Genomic DNA, 18,908 nt, shown 5'->3' with positions numbered 1-18,908 from the left:
TTTAAAAAATTAAAACATTATTTTAAACTAGGAGCTTGTGATAAAAGTAACATTGTCCACAAGCTAGAAAAAATTATCCGCAAAATATTGCGCAAAATCAAGATTTTTTCGGTAGTAGGAAACAAATTAAAGAGTGCACAAAATTAACTTTTAGTGAACGATACGTTATAATTATCGATGTAAGCGCTGTACGAAGATTGAAAATAAGATTTGATTCCTTATGTTTGAAGAAAGGAAGTTTTAAAATGGCACAAAAAATTGATTTTGAAGCATTCAAGACGATCTCTCCAAGTGAGATCAAACCGCTTCGTGTATTAGATGAACATGGTAAAGTGATCGATCCAGACTTTTTCCCAGATCTAAGTGATGAACAGATCGTGGAATTATTCAAGCAAATGTTGTGGTCGCGTGTGTTAGATGAACGTTCCACTAAGCTAAATCGTCAAGGGCGCTTAGGTTTCTTTGCGCCAACAGCAGGGGAAGAAGCTTCTCAGATCGCATCTGAATTTGCGATGGAAAAGACAGACTTCTTATTACCAGCTTATCGTGATGTTCCACAATTAGTCTTACATGGGCTACCTTTAGAAAAGGCTTTCTTGTGGTCGCGGGGGCATGTCTTAGGAAATGAATATCCCGAAGATCTAGCTGCTTTACCACCACAGATCATCATCGGAGCCCAATATGTTCAAGCCGCTGGTGTAGCTCTAGGTTTCAAGAAAAAGGGCGCTAAGAATGTAGCATATACGTATACTGGTGATGGCGGTACTTCCCAAGGTGATTTCTACGAAGGGATCAACTTTGCAGGTGCATATCAAGCGCCGGCGATCTTTGTTGTGCAAAATAACGGCTATGCGATCTCAGTCCCAAGAGCGGTCCAAACTGCGGCTCCGACCTTAGCTCAAAAAGGTCTAGCTGCTGGGATCCCAGGTATTCAAGTTGATGGGATGGATGCTTTGGCAGTCTATTTAGTCATGAGCGAAGCACGTAAATACAGTGTCGAAGGTAATGGCCCAGTCTTGATCGAGACTTTGACGTATCGTTTTGGTCCACATACGCTTTCTGGTGATGATCCGCATCGTTATCGGACCACTGATGAAGAAGCTGAATGGGAAAAGAAAGATCCATTGGTAAGATTACGCACTTATTTAGATGAAAAAGGTCTTTGGTCAGAAGCTCAAGAAGAAGCTTACATTGAAGAAGTAAATGAGCAGATCAATGAAGCGATGAAAAAGACTGAACAAGCGCCAAAACAAAAGGTGAGTGAATATCTTCAAAATGTCTTTGTAGAAACACCACCGACTTTAGAGGAACAAATTGCAAAATTTGCGGCTAAGGAGGAAGCATAATGGCTAAAACAACGATGATCAAAGCAATTACACAAGCTTTGGAAGATGAATTAAAACGCGATAAAAATGTTTTGGTATTTGGTGAAGATGTTGGTCGAAATGGTGGTGTTTTCCGTGCGACTGATGGCTTACAAGAAAAAGTCGGTGAAGATCAAGTCTTTGATACGCCCTTAGCTGAATCAGGGATCGGTGGTCTCGCAGTTGGCTTAGCTTTGACCGGTTTTCGTCCTGTTCCTGAGATCCAATTCTTTGGCTTTGTCTTTGAAGTCATGGATGAGATCGCAGCTCAGATCGCGCGGACACGTTTTCGTTTAGGTGGCACCCGTAAAATGCCCGTGACGATCAGAGCGCCATTTGGTGGTGGGGTCCATACGCCAGAATTGCACTCCGATAGTTTGGAAGGACTGATGGCACAAACACCGGGGTTAAAAGTTGTTATCCCAAGTGATCCATATGATGCCAAAGGTCTATTGACGGCAGCAATCCGCTCTGATGATCCGGTCGTATTCTTAGAGCATATGAAATTATACCGCTCTTTCAAACAAGAAGTTCCAGATGACGCATACACCGTAGCCTTGGATAAAGCAGCGGTCAAGCGTGAAGGTAAAGATGTAACGATCATCTCTTACGGCTATATGGTCCATGAAAGTTTACGGGCTGCTGACGAATTGGCTAAAGAAGGGATCGAAGCAGAAGTCGTTGATCTGCGTACAGTTTCACCATTGGATGAAGAAACGATCTTAGAGTCAGTCAAACGTACTGGCCGAGTTGTTTTGGTCCAAGAAGCACAACGCCAAGCTGGGATCAATTCTCAAGTAGCCGCTTTGATCGCCGAAAAGGGGATTTTATCGTTAGAAGCACCGATCGCACGGGTCGATGCCCCAGACACACCATATCCATTTAGCGATGCTGAAACGATCTGGTTACCAAACAAGCAAGATATCATTGAAAAAGTAAAAGAAACGGTCAATTTCTAGGAAAGGTGAAGATTTATGAGTAAATATCAATTTAAACTCCCAGATATTGGGGAAGGGATCGCTGAAGGGGTGATCGGTGAATGGCACGTTAAAGTCGGCGATACGATCAAAGAAGATGATGATCTAGTTCAAATCGAAAATGATAAATCCGTCGAAGAAATTCCTAGTCCTGTAGCCGGAAAAGTAACTGCGATCGTGGTCCCGGAAGGTGAAACAGCTGAAGTGGGCGATGTTTTAGTCGAGCTAGAAGTGGCTGAAGGTTTGGGCAATGTTGATGCAAGTGCGACAGAAACACCAGCTAAAGTCGAAGAACCAGCTCAACCCGTGGCTCAACCGGTTGCTGAGCCAACAAGCGTAGCAACACCGGTCGCAGCATCTGTTCAAGATCATTCCTTACCAGTTTTAGCGATGCCATCCGTGCGCAAGTTTGCCCGTGAAAATGGAGTTGATCTGACTAAGATCAAGGGAACTGGCCGTCACGGACAAGTAACTAAAGCTGATATCGAACAAGCTTTGAGTTTACCACAAGATGCACCGGTCGCAGCACCTGAGGCTAAAACAGAAGAATCAGTCGTTGCATTGCCAGCTAGTGCAAGTGCTCAATGGCCTGAAACAGTTGAAAAGATGTCACCGATCAGAAAAGCAACGGCTAATGCAATGGTGCGTTCAGTTTCACAGATCCCACATGTACATGTCTTTGATGAAGTTGTCGTGGATAAACTTTGGGATCACCGTAAGAAGTATAAGGAATTGGCGGCAACGCGTGGTGTCAAATTGACCTTTATGGCTTATATGGTCAAGGCTTTAGCCGTGATCATGAAGGAATTCCCGATCTTCAACAGCTCGGTCGATATGCAAAATCAAACGATCGCTTATAAAGACTACATCAACGTAGGTATCGCCACAGACACCGAACATGGTCTATTCGTACCAAATGTTAAACATGCAGATGCGTTGAGCTTATTTGGGATCGCTGAACAGATCTCGGAAAACACAGCCAAAGCTAAAGAAAATAAATTATCACGTGATGATATGAATTACACGGGCATGTCGATCACCAATATTGGTTCGGTCGGCGGTGGTTTCTTTACGCCGATCATCAATTGGCCTGAAGTTGCGATCTTAGGTATGGGTAAGATCACTAAAGAAGCTGTCGTAGTGGATGATGAAGTTCAGATCGCACGTGTTTTGAAGTTGTCCTTGGCCTTTGATCATCGTGTGATCGATGGTGCAACAGCTCAAAAAGCAGTCAACAGACTCAAAGAATTATTGGCAGACCCAGAATTGTTATTAATGGAAGGATGAGCTAGATGGTAGTTGGAGATTTTTCAATTGAATTAGATACAGTCGTGATCGGTGCGGGCCCTGGTGGATATGTAGCAGCGATCCACGCAGCCGAATTAGGTCAAAAGGTGACTGTGATCGAACGTGAATTTATCGGTGGTGTCTGCTTGAATGTAGGTTGTATCCCCTCAAAGGCCTTGATCGAAGCGGCGCATCACTACCAATACGCAATGCACTCCCAAGATATGGGGCTCCAAGTAACAGCAGCTAAACTTGATTTCAATAAAACAATCGAGTGGAAAAATAGCGTTGTTTCTAAGCTCACTGGTGGGGTCGCATCACTATTTAAAAAGCATCAGATCGATGTTGTTTGGGGCGATGCCTTCTTGAAAGATGATCACAATTTACGTGTGATCGATAAGGAAGGTCATGCTCAAACATATAGTTTCAATAATTTGATCGTAGCTACCGGGAGTCATCCGATCGAGATCCCTAACTTTAAGTTCAAGGGTCGTGTCTTAGACTCAACGGGTGCGCTCAATTTACGTGAAGTTCCAAAAGAATTAGTTGTCGTTGGTGGCGGTTATATCGGGTGTGAGTTAGCTTCGGCATATGCCAACTTAGGTTCCCATGTGACGATCCTTGAAGGTGGTCCGATGATCTTAGCTAACTATGAAAAAGATCTAGTCAAAGTGGTCGAACATCACTTTAGCAAACAAGGGGTAGATATCTACACCAATGCTTTGGCTAAGAATGCTGAACAAACAGATGATAACGTCAAAGTCACCTTTGAGATCGATGGTAAAGCTCAAGAGATCACAGCTGATTACGTGATCGTTTCGGTCGGGCGCCGTCCAAATACCGCTGATATGGGCTTAGAACAAGCCGGCGTCAAGATCGATGACCGCAGTTTGATCCCAGTTGATGCTCAAAGCCGTACAAATATCCCACATATCTATGCGATCGGTGATATCGTGGCTGGTTTTGCCTTGGCTCACAAAGCTAGTTATGAAGGTAAAGTAGCTGCTGAAGCGATCTCTGGTATGAAGACAACGGTCGATTATCGTGCGATGCCAGCCGTTTGTTATACGGATACTTCGATCGCAACGACAGGATTGACGCTAGCCGAAGCTAAAGAAAAGGGCTTTAAGGCTAAAAAGGCTCAATTCCCATTTGCTGCTAATGGGCGTGCGATCTCAATGGGGAAGACGGATGGTTTTATTCGTCTAGTTTTCGAAGAAGAAACGGATATCTTGTTAGGGGCTCAGATCGTTGGGGCCCATGCGAGTGATCTGATCAACGAATTGACTTTGGCGATCGAAATGGGAGCAACGACTGAAGATATCGGCTTAACTGTCCACCCACACCCATCATTAGGTGAAGCTGTGATGGATGCTGCTGATGTGGCACTTGGTTTTCCAACTAATATTTAATTTTTAGGCAAATGAGGGATGAAGAATGCAGTATCTAGTAATGCAAACTGATGATATCAGAACTAACTTAGCAACGGAACAGTATTTGATGAACAGTGGTAAATTGGAAGCACCGTTTATGCTGTTTTATATCGAAAAGCCATGTATCATCGTAGGTCGAAACCAAAATACAATGGAAGAGATCAATCAGAAATATTGTGAAGATAACAAGATCACGATCACTCGTCGCCTTTCCGGTGGTGGTACGATGTATCAAGACCTAGGCAATATGTGCTTTAGCTTTGTCGTACCAGCTAAAGATCAAAAATTCGGTGATTTTAAGACATTGGTCCAACCGATCGTCAAAGCGCTACATGAGATGGGGGCTACCAAAGCTGAAGTGACCGGGCGCAATGATATCGTGATCGAAGGCAAGAAATTTTCTGGTAATGCAATGTATACGAAAGGCGACAAAACTTTCTCACATGGGACTTTGATGTTTGATGTGGATACGAGTGCGGTTGAAAATGCGTTGCGTGTACCTAAAGATAAGATCGAATCAAAAGGTGTTAAGTCAGTTCGTTCGCACGTAACAAATATCAAGCCATATTTGGACAAACAGTATCAAGCACTAGATACCTTCGCCTTCCGAGATGAATTGATCAAAAAGATCTGGCAAGTAGATTCATTAGAGCAAGCCCAAAAATTTGAATATCATTTAGATGAGGCGGATAAAGCTGAAATTGCTAAGATCGAACAAGAGCTGTATAAAAATTGGGATTGGGTCTATGGACGTTCCCCAGAGTTTACAGTTCAAAGACGCCATCGTTTCACTGGTGGAACGATCGATGCGCGTTTCTTGATCGATAGTGGTGTGATCACTTCAGTTAAGATCTATGGCGATTTCTTTGGTAAAAAGGATGTCAGTGACGTAGAAGCGCTCTTAGCGGGTGTAAAATACGCTCCAGCAGAAATTCGGCAAGCTATGGCCAAGATAGATCTTACCCGATATTTTGCTGGTATTCCAACTGAAGAAATAATCGAATTGCTAGCAGTGCAAAAATAAGATTTAAATAGAGCTCCTTCTATGGTGTCGATCATAGAAGGGGCTTTATTTTTTATTTGATCCTATCTTGATAGCGATGAAGATAAAAATAGTAGAAAAGGGCGTAGTATAAATACCGTTTGTAAAGACTGTTGGAAATAGTAAACACAGCGTGCCAAAGATGATGATAATGCATGCTTGAAGGATCAGTACTGAAATATATGGGTGCTTAACTGTAAAGTCCTTAATATTTTTCAATTTTTTTCTCCAATTATTTGTTTATATCTTGATTATAATTAGCAGTATTATTTTTGTGAACCGGTCTGATCATCGAATTTATTAAATAAAAAAGTTAAGTCAAAACGGATGCATAAATCAACCAAAAGGACTATAATTTATGCACTAGGAGAAAGAAGGAGAGTACAGTCTTGAAAAAATGGTGGGCAATTCTAGGAAGTGTTTTAGTCGGGTTGATCTGCCTGCAATTATGGCTCTTACGTGGAACACCGGGTGAAGCATTACGCACGGAGCAATTGCGTTCTGATATTTCATATAGTAACGTTCCAACGCTTTTAATTCCTGGTTGGGGTGGCAATGGTTGGACCTACAGCAAATTGATCAAATACTACCAAAAAGAAAATATCGCACAAAAGACGATGACGATCCATGTGACGCCAACGGGTAAGGTCAAGGTCCAAGGTAGTGTGGTTAACAAGAAAAATGCTTTGATCCAATTGATCTTTGATTGGAATTATACAAAAGATTACCAAGCGCAGACAAAGTGGTTGCAGCAGGTACTTACGGTCTTGCACCGCGATTATCACGTCGATAAACTCAATGTGATCGCACATTCATGGGGGGGTAGTGCTTTGATACATGCTTTGGCAGATTCAAGTTCGTTACAAAAAGAGATCGCTTTTCCTAAGGTGATCTTACTGGGAACACCGATCGATGAAAGCGTAGATGAGAATACGAGCTATGCCAAAGCTCAAGCCAAAGTTTCGACCGATAAAAATTACCAGCGTTTATTGAAGAAATTTAAAGAATTTGATCCGCTAGCTAGTATCGATTTTTATAATTTGATGGGGTCAGTTGATGGTGAAAAAACTGACGGTTCAGTACCCAATGTACAGTCACTATTTTTGAAAAATATCATTCATCCTAATTGGTCTAAATATTATCAAGCCGTTTATACCAATACGGATCATACGGATCTGCATCAAAGTGCTAAAGTTTTAGATACGATGGATAAGATCTTGTGGAACAACCGCCCGCTTGCGTGGCATCATTAAAAAACTAAGACCAGATAGAGTTCTTAAGCAGTTAAGGACTTTATCTGGTCTTAGTTTTTTAAAAACAAGTTTGCTGGTCTAAATTATAAGGACTAACGATGTAAACTTCTTTACAGAAACCACGTAAACTATTGTAGATGTGTTGGGCTCGTGAAGCCTTTTGACAGATCCCAAAAACTGTTGGACCACTACCACTCATTTGAGCTGCATCACAGCCAAATTGGAGCATTTTTTCCTTGATCTTCAAGATCTCAGGGTGGCGTCCAGCAGTGATCGGTTCTAAAGTATTTCCCATCTTAGTGACCATCGCTGCATAATCTTGTGCCTTGATCGCACAAACGACAGCATCGACATCTTGGTGTTTGATCTTATCATAGTTGATCTTGCGTAAGATGCTAGGCGTTGAGACACTGTCACGGGGTTTAGCGATAATGATCTTTAATGGGGGTAAAGGACCGATCGGGGTCACGATCTCGCCCTTACCAGTCACAAGGGCTGGTTCGCTGTAGATGCAAAACGGAACATCTGAATCGATCTCTAGCCCAATTTTAGCAAGTTCTTCACGTGAGAGCCCAAGTTGCCATAACTTGTTTAAGCCACGTAGGACAGCGGCAGCATCCGAAGATCCCCCACCCATACCTGCAGCCACGGGGATGTTTTTATCGATCGTGATCGCTACGCCTTCTTTGATCTGGTATTTATCGCGCAACATCTTAGCGGCTTGATAGGCTAAGTTTCGTTGATCGCTTGGTAAAAAACCAGAGTCGGTCGAGACGGTTATCTTATGCGAGTTAGGAAGGGTCTGGATGTGTACGTAATCGGCTAAATCAACTGCGATCATTACCATTTTCCATTCTGGCTCACCGTTTTGATGACGAAATGGGGTATCTAAGCTGAAGTTCAATTTAGCCGGAGCTTTCTCCGATATCTCCATTTGATTCACCTGTCTATCATTGAAATTATTAGTTTAATTATACTGAACTACGCGCTATTTTAAAAGAGTCAAACACTCTAAACAAATTTTTGCAATAAATGCGCTATTTCATTTGCTGTTTGCGTTAAATGCTTTGATCCCGATCTTAAGGCTTGTTCCAAGTTGATGACACCAGGAGTACACGAAAAAACAGCATCAAAACCTAATTGATGCAATTCAGCAACTGCCTCGACCTTACCAGCTAAGCCGATCACGGTGCAGTCAGGTGAAACAGATCTAACCGCGCGCAAAACTCCAAGGGGTGTCTTTCCCAATTTTGTTTGGCTATCTAAACTGCCTTCGCCGGTCAACAAAATGTCAACTGCAGTCGCTTTTTGCTCAAGGTCAGTCAAAGTGATCGCGAGCTCGACCCCTGAAGTCAAGGTAGCGTTAGTGAAGGCAAGCAATGCCCCACCGATCCCACCAGCTGCGCCTGCACCCGGAGTAGTGGCGATATCTTGGCCACAAGTAGCTTTGATAACTTGTGAAAAATTAGTCAAAGCTTGTTCAAGTTGGAGCACAGCGTTAGGGGAAGCACCTTTTTGCGGGCCAAAGACCACACTAGCCCCGTTAGGTCCAATGAAGGGTGAAGCCACATCACTAGCAAGGGTGATCTTAGTTGTTTGTAAGCGCGGATCTAAGGCGCTGATATCTATTTTCTCGAGTGCTTGTAGATGGATACCGCCTAAAGGTAATTCATAGTGAGAACGATCATAGAATTTGGCGCCTAAGGCTTGAAGTAAGCCCGCACCACCATCATTAGTCGCACTGCCACCAAGACCTAAGATGATATGTTCCACTCCGAGATCTAAAGCGTGTTTGAGTAATTCACCTGTTCCATAGCTAGTAGCCGTCAGCGGATCCTTGATGCCGTTACAAAGTTGTAAGCCGCTAGCTGCTGCCGTTTCAAGGAGTGCAATTTTGCCCGCCTCGATCACGGCTAACTTCGCTGTAACTGATTGCTTTCTTGGCCCCATTACTTGATAGGTATAAATTTTTCCAGGGACGGTATTTAAGATCGTATCGACAAAGCCTTCGCCCCCGTCTGCTAGTGGGATCAATTCATATGTAGCGGTGGGAAAGATCGGTTTAAAGCCGGCATAGATAGCTTGGGCTGCTTCACTAGCAGTCATGCTTTCTTTGAAAGAATCAGGTGCAATGATGATTTTCACGAATAAAAGACCTCATTTCTAGTGCTATTATCTTTGAGTTTAGCGTAAGGGCAAACAAAAAGAAAGGATAAAAATTTCATAAGTTCAATTTCTATCCTCTAGTTAGATCTATTCGAATTTTTGCATAAACTGCTCAGCAAGTTCGATCTGCTGTTCAACTTGGGCAAATCCAGTTCCACCATATGAGTTGCGCCGTTTGATGGCTGTTTTGGGATCAAGGGCAGAATACACGTCGGCTTGGATCTTAGGTGAAAATTTCTGGAAAGTTGCTAAGTCGGTATCTTGAAGCGTTTGGTGCTGTTTGATCCCGTGTAAGACTAACTTGCCGGCGATCGCATGTGCTTGACGGAAAGGCACGCCATTTTTAGCTAAGTAGTCGGCTAGTTCCGTAGCGTTTGAAAAATCAGTCGTGAGCACTTGTTCCATCCGTGCTTTGTTGACACTTAATGTTTCGACCATTTGAGTGCAGATCTTAAGACAGGGGATGATCGTTTTGACAGCATCAAAGACACCTTCTTTATCTTCTTGCATATCTTTGTTATAGGCCAAAGGAAGTCCCTTTAAAACTGTCAGTAGACCGATCAGATCGCCAAAGATCCGGCCAGATTTGCCCCGGATCAACTCAGCCATATCAGGATTTTTCTTTTGGGGCATGATCGAGCTTCCCGTAGCGAATTTATCGGATAGTTCCAGATAGCCAAATTCATAGCTGCACCACAAGATAAGTTCCTCACAAAAGCGGGAAAGGTGGACTATCAAGATCGAGCTGTTACTCAAAAATTCTAAGGCAAAATCACGATCGGATACAGCATCTAGTGAATTAGCATAGATCTCACTAAAGCCCAATTGGTCGGCGCTAAATTTCCGATCGATCGGAAATGTCGTTCCTGCTAAAGCTGCTGCTCCCAAAGGACAGATGTCGGTGTGCTTTTGATTGAAGTCAAAGCGCTCCCAGTCACGTTTGAACATTTGCCAGTAGGCCATCAAATAGTGAGCATACGTGATCGGTTGTGCATGTTGTAAGTGCGTAAAACCAGGCATCAGTGTCGTTTGATGCTTTTTTGCTTGATGCAATAACGCTTTTTGTAGCTCAGCGATCGTGTCCAATACTTGCGGGAGGCGGTTCTTTAGATAAAGATGTAGATCGGTCGCAACTTGATCATTTCGGCTCCGGGCAGTATGCAGTTTCCCCGCAACTGGACCGATCTCTTGGGCTAATAGCGCCTCTAAATTCATATGGATATCTTCGTTGGCGACTGAAAATTCAAGTTCACCAGCAGCTAGTTTGTGCGCTAACGTTTCTAGCCCAGCAATTATCTGATCTGCTTCGCTGGAACTCAAGATCTTAGTGTGTTTGAGCATTTTGACATGAGCCAGTGAACCTTGGATATCTTCGTGGGCTAGTAACTGATCAAAACTGATCGAAGCCCCAAATTCATCAACGAATTGGTCGGGAGACGCTTCGAAACGTCCGCCCCATAACTTATCACTCATGGCTATTTCCTCCATTTTTTTGTTGAACTTGGGCATAGACTTGAGTTGGAAGACCGAATAGTTTGATGAAACCACTGGCAGCTTCTTGATCGAATTGATCAGCCGCGGTGTAGGTCGCTAGTTTTTCATCATATAAGGAATTAGGCGATCTCCGACCTTCACAAATGACGTTACCCTTGAATAATTTGACCCGAACAACACCAGTAACATTAGTCTGAGTCTGCTTTAAGAAAGCTTGGAGGGCGGGCATCAACGGTGAGAACCACAACCCGTTGTAGATCAACTCACTGAGTTTTTGTTCGATCACAGACTTAAAATGAGCAACTTCTTTTTCAAGCGTGATATCTTCGAGGTCCTTATGGGCTGCCATCAAGACGGTAGCTGCTGGACATTCATAGATCTCACGGGATTTGATCCCGACTAACCGATTCTCGACGTGATCGATCCGTCCGATCCCGTGTTGGCCAGCCAATTTATCAAGTTTTAGGATCAGATCAGCTAAGTTAAGTTTTTCTCCATCTAATTTGACGGGGACACCTTGTTCAAATTCAAGCTCGATCACACTGGGAACGTCAGGTGTTTGCTCTAAAGGTAAAGTCCGAGCATAGGCATCAGCTGGAGCACTTTGCCAAGGATCTTCTAAAATACCACATTCATTTGCCCGGCCCCATAGGTTTTCGTCGACCGAATAAGGGCTCTTTTTGTTGATCGGCACGGGGATGTTATTTTGAAGAGCATAGTCGATCTCTTCTTCTCTAGACCAATGGTTATCTCTGATCGGGTCTTCGATCAACATTTCCGGAGCTAGAGCATGGATCCCAACTTCAAACCGGACTTGGTCATTGCCTTTACCGGTACAACCATGCGCGATCGCACAAGCACCGTAGTCTTTAGCGATCTTGACTAGATGTTTAACGATCAAAGGACGTGAGAGCGCTGAAACGAGCGGATATTTTTGTTCATAATATGTGTGAGCTTGCAGCGCTGTTAAACAATATTGACTAGCGAATTCTTCTTTAGCATCGATGACCAAGGATTCAACTGCACCTACCGCTAGTCCTTTCGCTTGGATAGCAGTCAGGTCTTTTCCTTCGCCGACATCAATGCAACAAGCGATCACATCGTAGCCTTTGTTTTTGAGCCAAGCGATCTCAACTGAAGTATCTAAACCACCAGAATATGCGAGCACAACCTTTTTATTTGTCATTTTAAAAACTCCTTTATACATTTGTTGAGGTTATCATACAATTTTTATGCAAACAATTCAACTAAAAACTAATATTTATTCATATTAAATTTGGTTTATATAATTTTTATACATAAAAAGTTATATATTTATCCTGAAGTAAATTTTTAAAAAAGTGTTGACGCTAGCCGGTGACAGTGATAATCTATAATAGTTTGTTTCAGAACCGAACGTTAATCAGAAGAAGAGAAAATCTCCGATAAAACAATTTTTGATCGGGATTTATTGCCTAAAAAACGAACTTTAAAATTATTTAAAGCTTAAAAACTAGGAAAAATCCGTTTGATAACGTATAATGTAACTAAAATTTCAAAAACATTGGAGGAATAAATTTGAAAACCAGAAGAAGTGATCGATTGATCGATATGACGAGATATCTCCTAGAATCACCGCATACATTGATCTCGCTGACCTTTTTTGCTGAACGCTATGAATCAGCGAAGTCTTCGATCAGCGAAGATCTTGCCATTATTAAGCGGACTTTCAAATTACGTGGGATCGGTATTTTAGAGACGATCCCAGGTGCAGCAGGTGGTGCGCGCTTTATTCCTTCAATGGAAGAATATGAAGCTCGTGAATTTATTGAAGAGATGACAGCTGAACTTTCAGAACAAGATCGCCTTTTGCCGGGAGGATATGTATACTTGTCTGATCTTTTAGGTCGACCTGATGTATTGCGTAAAGTTGGGCGCGTGATCGCACGCCAATATATCGATAAGCAGATCGATGCGGTGATGACAGTGGCAACTAAAGGGGTCCCGATCGCTCAAAGTGTTTCCAGCTACTTGAATGTACCATTTGTGATCGTACGTCGTGATTCTAAGATCACTGAAGGCTCGACGGTTTCGGTCAACTATGTATCTGGTTCAAGCGAACGGATCGAAAAGATGGAATTGTCCAAGCGTAGTCTTAAGCGCGGTTCGAATGTTTTGGTCGTCGATGATTTCATGAAAGGTGGCGGCACAGTCAACGGGATGAAGTCAATGATCGAAGAATTCGAATCAAACTTAGTCGGGATCACAGTTTTTGCTGAAGGTTCATTTGATGGAAAACGCATGGTCGATGACTACACTTCGCTGCTAAAAGTTGATCAAGTCAATACTTTAGATAAGACGATCTCTGTTAGCCCAGGAAACTATTTAGAAAAAGTATTTGGTAACAAATAAAGCCGTTGCGCGCTAAACATCAAGTCAGGTGTTTAGCGCTTTTTTGGTTGGGTTTGGACGCTTGAAACTAGGGGGGGAGTGGTTTATCATTAAATAGTATTTACTAATTATTCTGAGAAAGGAATGCCTCTTTAGTGAGGCAAAATTCTGAAATGACAGCAAAATATGCAATTGTCTTGGCAGCGGGTCAAGGCACACGAATGAAATCAAAATTATACAAAGTGTTACATCCGGTTTGTGGTAAGGCGATGGTGGACCACGTCTTGACTGAACTCGAAAAAGATCAGATCGATGAGATCGTGACGATCGTCGGCCATGGGGCTGCTAAAGTTGAAGAAACTTTAGGAAAACGCACAAAATATGCTCTACAAGCTGAACAATTGGGAACAGGGCATGCTGTTTTACAAGCCGAAGAACTTTTAGGTGACAAACAAGGAATGACCTTAGTTACATGTGGCGACACCCCATTATTTACAGCGGAAACATTTGCTAAGTTATTTGAACAACACGAACAAAGTGGCGCGGTCGCAACTGTTTTGACAGCTAAAACTGATGAACCATTTGGCTATGGGCGTGTGATCAGAAATCATCGCGATGAAGTTGAAAAGATCGTTGAACAAAAAGATGCAACACCAGAAGAAGCTTTGGTAAATGAGATCAATACAGGTGTTTATTGCTTTGATAACCAAGCCTTATTCGAGACTTTGCATGAAGTGAAAAATGATAATGCTCAAGGCGAATACTACCTACCTGATGTGATCGAGATCTTAAAAGCTCAAGGTCGCCCAGTTGGAGCTTACTGCATGGATGAATTCGAAGAATCAATGGGTGTCAATGACCGGATCGCATTAGCTAAGGCAACCAAAGTCATGCAGCGCCGGATCAACGAGTTGCATATGAAAAATGGGGTCACCTTGATCGACCCAGCGACGACTTATATTGAAGCTGACGTTAAGATCGGAGCTGACACCGTGATCGAACCGGGGGTCAGTTTGAAAGGCAAGACCGTTATCGGGGAAGATTGTGTGATCGGGGCACATTCTGAATTGCGCGATACGATTTTAGAAGATGGGATCGAAGTGAAAGCTTCTTTCCTTGAAGGTGCGATCATGCGTAACGGTTCTAATATCGGGCCATACAGCCATTTGAGACCACAAGCTGATATTGGCGAAGGCGTGCATATCGGTAACTTTGTTGAAATTAAGAAGGCTACTTTAGGCAAAAATACTAAAGTTGGTCATCTAACTTACGTAGGGGATGCGACCCTTGGCAAGGAGATCAATGTGGGCTGTGGTACGGTATTTGTCAACTACGATGGTCAAAACAAACATCACACCAATGTGGGCGAGTATTCCTTTATCGGAAGTGGTTCGAACATTATTGCACCAGTCGAGATCGCAGACCATGCCTATGTGGCAGCGGGTTCAACGATCACAGACGATGTAGCTTCACGTGATATGGCGATCGCACGTGGACGTCAAGTAAACAAGCCAGGATATTATGATCGTTACCCAGTTGCAAAAGCAGCGGCAGAGAGCAAAAATAAGGCTTAGTTTATTTCAAATACAAAAACCTTTCTAAAAAGCTTGAAATGCTCCCGGGACAGTTTTTCCCGTGGGTAAGCGGTTTTTAAATGTCAAAAATGCTAAAATTTGAAAAAAGAGACCCAAAAAATGGCAAAAAGAGACCTCGAAAGAGACCCAAGGGAGACCCAAAAAGCGGGTTAGGTGGTTTAAAATAATACACGATATTTAAGCGTTAGAGTGATCTAACGTTTTTTTGTTCTGTGCTATAATTCTATTGCTGTACATGATTTCTTACGTTCTCGGTTTTCGGACTGGGTAACTCCTTGAACGCTCCGGATCTCGGGGCGTTTTTTGTTGCTAGGGATGTATGTTATAATGTGATTGTCAAAAAGTAAGGACATTCATATTATCTCCGTTTATTGCCCCGTTCTCTTTGCGGGGCTTTTTGTTATAATGATTACAAGATATAGGCTATCGGCTCTTTGAGCGTCTACGGGCGTCAAGGGCCTTTTTATTGTGCTGTTAGCTATGTTATAATGCTGGTGGATACTTCAACGTTCTTAGTATCGTTCATGCTTGAATGGTCCTTTTAAGCGTCTTGGTGATCGTGCCAGGGCGCTTTTTTGTGCAGTAAAAAAGGGATGTTACAGCATGCATCCCTTTGTTGTTTTACATTACACCAATGTATAAAGCAATCCTTACGCCCTGCAATAATTCTAGTAACGCCAATGCGATTAGTCACTCTAACAGTGTTTTATCTTTCATTGTCTGATGTTTCCTTGTATGCTGCTAGGTTCGTGCCTGCTGTCATGTCCATAGTCTGCGCAAACTGTGCGCATGCTTTGCAGTCTTGGACGTATAATTGCGGTCTGCTAAGATTAACTATCTCTTCAACTTGCCAACTAAGTAATTTTTGAATGTGCCGGGATCGTATTATCTTCTGTGATCGCTCGTCTAATGTATCAATGATTGCATTTACAAACTCTAACACTTGCTTGGCGTTTGCCCGGGAAACTGTTCTATCTTCTGCGGTGTTGGCGTGTGCTGTGCTTCTTGCTGGTGCTAACGACAAGACGCTATTTGGCAATAGGGGCAAACTTGCTAAGCGTTGGTACTTGCTATATTCAACGTCAAACCACTTAGCAACGTTTTTACGTGTTTGACTGCAGTCTATCTCCCGTGTTTCTGGTGCATATAATTTCATCATTGCAACGCTCCTTACCTATCAAGCGGGGGGGTATTACTCTATTACGCTATATTTTGCGTTTTAAGAGTGTTAAGAGTATTTGAATATAATTATACTCGCAATCTGATAAAAACGCCTAGAAGCGAAAAATACCCCCGCCCCTTAGCATTGGAACGAAAGAGCGCACACAATAGCGTTATCTTACGCCGGGGCTGAAATTTGAAATATTTTTATAGGGGGGTCGCCCCTCGTGTGAGTTTTTTGGATAAACTAGGTTTTTAACTTTTTTGTGATAAACCTAGTAGCGTTTCCCTTGATTGGTTCTATTCTTGCAATTCTTTCTCACGATCAGCCAGCAACCTTTTAAATTCTGCGATATCGTCAAGCGTTGTCATTTCCTTGATAAACTTGCGGGAGTAGGAACGATAGCTATATACCCGCTTTTTAGCCAAAAATCAGACTTTTTTTGATGATTTAAAAGCATGTAACCATTGATATACAAGGCATCAGCAAACTTTTTGGCCTATTTAATTCCTGGCGCTTTTAGTGGCTATTGCATATTTTGCAACTGTCAGCGATCCGACGACTGCACCTATAAGTTACTTCGTTTCAACATGCACACTTGTAAGTGCATATGTCAATTTAACGGGTGTACCTGCGGGTACGGTCGTTATTTAACAAGCGTACCTGTAGCTACGGTTGTTATTTGCTGTGTATCTGCAGTTACATAGCGCTTTTTTATGTCCGTAACTGTAACTACGGTCATAAAATTATCTGAGCATATCTGAGCAATTTACCTTAGGCTTTCTTAGGGTATAACCTTAGTAATTCTTAGCGTTTCATGTCAACATTTGTCAGCATCTCCACACGATCGGAACGCCTAAAATAGCTATTCCGGCACTAAAAAAAGTGTGCACACCTTTTTGCATTTTTGTATGCATACTTTTTCAATTTGTACTCATATTTTTTTTGGCTTATTCTTGGGCTGCTGGTTGCTGTTTTAAAACGGTCTGATAGCTCTGTGAGTTGCTTTTTTATACCATCATTTACCATCATTTTACGTTATCATTTGCTATCATTCATGTTAGCAATTGTTAGCATTCTAGCCGGATATTTTACAAGGCTATGTCACAACAAACAGTTGATAAATAGCCATTTTTATAGGGGAGTATCAGAACTCCCCTACAAACTGTTATTTGCAGTTATCTATACTCATTTGGAATTTCGATATGAAGTGTCTCACACAATAACTTCACATCATGTGCATCATTTTCATCAAACTCGTATCCCAGATGGAACATTACTTGACTATATGGTTCAATACAGGAAACCTCTATTTCCTCAATTCTTCCTTTACCCGAAAAAGTTTCTACCGGAAAACAATCCCCATCATAAAGAATTTCACCTTCGTCCGTATATTCAAAACAATGCAAATCAATAATTCTGTTTTTCAAATCTTCCCATACAGTATGGTTCAATGTTGTATATTCCATCTTAATCTCATAAAAGCCATTAGCTTTCATTATTTCTATAAAGTTCTGATAATCGTTCTTTTCTACAAAAATGTCAATATCATTATGGGCTCTTGACTGATATCCAAGAAGAGCATCTACACCCCAGCCACCATCAAGAAAGACTTTAATCTCCGCATCTATTGCAAATTGAAGAATCTGTTTTACATCTGTTATATTGACCATCTTATCATCTCCACAAATTCTAATTAGGCGACCAGAGGAACTGCTGGTCTGTTTGATAAATCTCTGCATTTAGCAGTTTTCAATGTTGCCAAAACGAAAGTTAAGAAGATGTTCCTTTTCTCCATGTCGCTTTCTTTGGCGTAATTTACAAGGTTATTCCACACAAGATAGTTGTTCAGATACTTGGTAGAAACACCGTTAAAGCCACGCATAAACCTCTTTAGCTGGCTATGGTAGCTATTGATATGTTGGATATTATAAATGCCTTTCTTGGCTTTGCCAGTCTTTAACTGCACAAGGTCAATGCCATTGGCATTTGTAAATCTCACATAGGAGTTCATCTTGTCCGTAACAAGAGTGGAATTGGTCTTAATCCTACCATCATAAATATGATGTAAATCTCTTGTAGAAACTCTACCAGTATTCGTAATCTTGGAGATAGACAAGCCATTCCTATTAACCGCACAAGGAACACATACCTTTTCTTGGGACAAGCCTCTGATATGTGTAGAATGACCACGCTTATGAGCCTTGCGTGGCATAGCAAATGTCTTACTCTTGCTATGATTGCCCTTGTACGAGATGGCGAAAAAAGTTTCGTCAGCCTCAATAATGCCGTCAAGGGTAACATCGTCTGCCATATTCTGAAGTGCATCCAAAATCTTGTGTCTCCAAAGGAATGCGGTGTTTCTGTGAATCCCACAAGCAACAGCAGTCTTACGAATGGATAAGCCATTCATCATACAATCAATGTACTGCTCCCACACGGACAAGTCTTTTCTTGTACCAGACACAATGGAGTTCGTAGCAATCACGAAGGACTTGCCACAATCCTTACATACATATCGCTGTGTGCCATCTTTACGATGACCATTGCGAACCACATGGATACAGCCACAAAGAGGGCATACACGACCATTTGCAAAGCGTTCCTTTGCTACGAAATCTTCAATATTCAAAGACTTTACAAAGGCAGGACTTAAAAGCATTGTTTTAAGGCTTTCCTGCTCTGCGACAGTCAACTTACCGATAATATCTAATGCGTCTTTGATAGTAGGCATATCCAATTACCTCCTTCGGTGGTACTGTTTC

The 18,908-nt window shown here is 42.2% G+C and carries 16 protein-coding genes; 8 read left to right on the top strand and 8 right to left on the bottom strand.

From position 1 onward, the window contains the following. Positions 1-245: 245 nt before the first annotated feature. From pdhA to GSR62_RS07025, 6 genes are all read left to right on the top strand, one after another. A complete protein-coding gene (pdhA, locus tag GSR62_RS07050; RefSeq protein WP_066024234.1) occupies positions 246-1,346 on the top strand; it encodes a pyruvate dehydrogenase (acetyl-transferring) E1 component subunit alpha in 1,101 nt (366 codons plus the stop codon). After that, positions 1,346-2,323, top strand: a complete 978-nt coding sequence (locus tag GSR62_RS07045) for an alpha-ketoacid dehydrogenase subunit beta (protein ID WP_010689706.1) — start codon at positions 1,346-1,348, stop codon at positions 2,321-2,323. The genes pdhA and GSR62_RS07045 overlap by 1 nt, the downstream gene beginning before the upstream one ends. A 15-nt stretch (positions 2,324-2,338) precedes the next feature. After that, on the top strand, positions 2,339-3,628 hold the full coding sequence (locus GSR62_RS07040; RefSeq protein ID WP_010689705.1) for a dihydrolipoamide acetyltransferase family protein: 1,290 nt from the start codon (positions 2,339-2,341) through the stop codon (positions 3,626-3,628). A 5-nt stretch (positions 3,629-3,633) separates the two neighbouring features. Further along, positions 3,634-5,040 (top strand): dihydrolipoyl dehydrogenase, encoded by a 1,407-nt coding sequence (gene lpdA, locus GSR62_RS07035; protein ID WP_066024235.1) that lies wholly within the window; start codon positions 3,634-3,636, stop codon positions 5,038-5,040. Positions 5,041-5,065: 25 nt separating this feature from the next. Beyond that, positions 5,066-6,085 carry a lipoate--protein ligase gene (locus GSR62_RS07030; RefSeq protein WP_066024236.1) on the top strand — a complete coding sequence of 340 codons (1,020 nt, stop codon included), beginning with the start codon at positions 5,066-5,068 and terminating at the stop codon, positions 6,083-6,085. A 407-nt stretch (positions 6,086-6,492) separates the two neighbouring features. After that, a complete protein-coding gene (locus tag GSR62_RS07025; protein WP_066024237.1) occupies positions 6,493-7,356 on the top strand; it encodes an alpha/beta hydrolase in 864 nt (287 codons plus the stop codon). A 58-nt stretch (positions 7,357-7,414) separates the two neighbouring features. On the opposite strand, the gene ispE is transcribed toward GSR62_RS07025, so the two are convergent. From ispE to GSR62_RS07005, 4 genes are all read right to left on the bottom strand, one after another. Next, entirely contained in the window at positions 7,415-8,290 is an 876-nt protein-coding gene (gene ispE / locus GSR62_RS07020; RefSeq protein ID WP_010689700.1) for a 4-(cytidine 5'-diphospho)-2-C-methyl-D-erythritol kinase, read from the bottom strand. A 77-nt stretch (positions 8,291-8,367) separates the two neighbouring features. Beyond that, positions 8,368-9,501, bottom strand: coding sequence for a glycerate kinase (locus tag GSR62_RS07015; RefSeq protein ID WP_066024238.1), 1,134 nt, complete (start codon positions 9,499-9,501; stop codon positions 8,368-8,370). A gap of 108 nt (positions 9,502-9,609) precedes the next feature. Continuing rightward, a complete protein-coding gene (gene argH / locus GSR62_RS07010; protein WP_066024239.1) occupies positions 9,610-10,995 on the bottom strand; it encodes an argininosuccinate lyase in 1,386 nt (461 codons plus the stop codon). Next, the gene (locus GSR62_RS07005) at positions 10,988-12,202 is read right to left on the bottom strand and encodes an argininosuccinate synthase (protein WP_010689696.1); all 1,215 of its coding nucleotides are present in this window, start codon (positions 12,200-12,202) and stop codon (positions 10,988-10,990) included. The genes argH and GSR62_RS07005 overlap by 8 nt, the downstream gene beginning before the upstream one ends. A 371-nt stretch (positions 12,203-12,573) precedes the next feature. On the opposite strand from GSR62_RS07005, the gene purR reads away from it, so the two are divergent. Then, the gene (gene purR / locus GSR62_RS07000; RefSeq protein WP_004048778.1) at positions 12,574-13,407 is read left to right on the top strand and encodes a pur operon repressor; all 834 of its coding nucleotides are present in this window, start codon (positions 12,574-12,576) and stop codon (positions 13,405-13,407) included. A gap of 152 nt (positions 13,408-13,559) precedes the next feature. Next, entirely contained in the window at positions 13,560-14,960 is a 1,401-nt protein-coding gene (glmU, locus tag GSR62_RS06995; RefSeq protein WP_066024240.1) for a bifunctional UDP-N-acetylglucosamine diphosphorylase/glucosamine-1-phosphate N-acetyltransferase GlmU, read from the top strand. A gap of 727 nt (positions 14,961-15,687) precedes the next feature. On the opposite strand, the gene GSR62_RS06990 is transcribed toward glmU, so the two are convergent. From GSR62_RS06990 to GSR62_RS06980, 4 genes are all read right to left on the bottom strand, one after another. Continuing rightward, on the bottom strand, positions 15,688-16,137 hold the full coding sequence (locus GSR62_RS06990; protein ID WP_066024242.1) for an ArpU family phage packaging/lysis transcriptional regulator: 450 nt from the start codon (positions 16,135-16,137) through the stop codon (positions 15,688-15,690). 305 nt (positions 16,138-16,442) lie between these two features. Then, positions 16,443-16,571, bottom strand: coding sequence for a hypothetical protein (locus tag GSR62_RS09610; RefSeq protein ID WP_263850652.1), 129 nt, complete (start codon positions 16,569-16,571; stop codon positions 16,443-16,445). Positions 16,572-17,321: 750 nt separating this feature from the next. Next, positions 17,322-17,816: a lincosamide nucleotidyltransferase Lnu(C) gene (gene lnu(C), locus GSR62_RS06985; RefSeq protein ID WP_019543803.1), complete on the bottom strand. Its 495-nt coding sequence runs from the start codon at positions 17,814-17,816 to the stop codon at positions 17,322-17,324. Between the two features lie 23 nt (positions 17,817-17,839). Continuing rightward, complete coding sequence (locus GSR62_RS06980) at positions 17,840-18,877, bottom strand: IS1595-like element ISSag10 family transposase (protein WP_002837184.1); 1,038 nt, start codon at positions 18,875-18,877, stop codon at positions 17,840-17,842. Positions 18,878-18,908: the final 31 nt, after the last annotated feature.

Origin of the sequence: Ligilactobacillus animalis (genome assembly GCF_009933595.1) — a bacterium.
Taxonomy (GTDB): domain Bacteria; phylum Bacillota; class Bacilli; order Lactobacillales; family Lactobacillaceae; genus Ligilactobacillus; species Ligilactobacillus animalis.
Note: the sequence above shows the minus strand (reverse complement) of the source record. Positions and strands in the feature narration are given on the sequence as shown.

Excerpts from the sequence above, each read along its gene's own strand:
- GSR62_RS07005 (WP_010689696.1), bottom strand. The coding sequence starts at position 12,202 with ATGACAAATAAAAAGGTTGTGCTCGCATATTCTGGTGGTTTAGATACT.
- GSR62_RS07040 (WP_010689705.1), top strand. The coding sequence starts at position 2,339 with ATGAGTAAATATCAATTTAAACTCCCAGATATTGGGGAAGGGATCGCT.
- argH (WP_066024239.1), bottom strand. The coding sequence starts at position 10,995 with ATGAGTGATAAGTTATGGGGCGGACGTTTCGAAGCGTCTCCCGACCAA.
- pdhA (WP_066024234.1), top strand. The coding sequence starts at position 246 with ATGGCACAAAAAATTGATTTTGAAGCATTCAAGACGATCTCTCCAAGT.
- GSR62_RS07030 (WP_066024236.1), top strand. The coding sequence starts at position 5,066 with ATGCAGTATCTAGTAATGCAAACTGATGATATCAGAACTAACTTAGCA.
- lpdA (WP_066024235.1), top strand. The coding sequence starts at position 3,634 with ATGGTAGTTGGAGATTTTTCAATTGAATTAGATACAGTCGTGATCGGT.
- GSR62_RS07045 (WP_010689706.1), top strand. The coding sequence starts at position 1,346 with ATGGCTAAAACAACGATGATCAAAGCAATTACACAAGCTTTGGAAGAT.
- glmU (WP_066024240.1), top strand. The coding sequence starts at position 13,560 with ATGACAGCAAAATATGCAATTGTCTTGGCAGCGGGTCAAGGCACACGA.
- GSR62_RS06980 (WP_002837184.1), bottom strand. The coding sequence starts at position 18,877 with ATGCCTACTATCAAAGACGCATTAGATATTATCGGTAAGTTGACTGTC.
- ispE (WP_010689700.1), bottom strand. The coding sequence starts at position 8,290 with ATGGAGATATCGGAGAAAGCTCCGGCTAAATTGAACTTCAGCTTAGAT.
- GSR62_RS06990 (WP_066024242.1), bottom strand. The coding sequence starts at position 16,137 with ATGAAATTATATGCACCAGAAACACGGGAGATAGACTGCAGTCAAACA.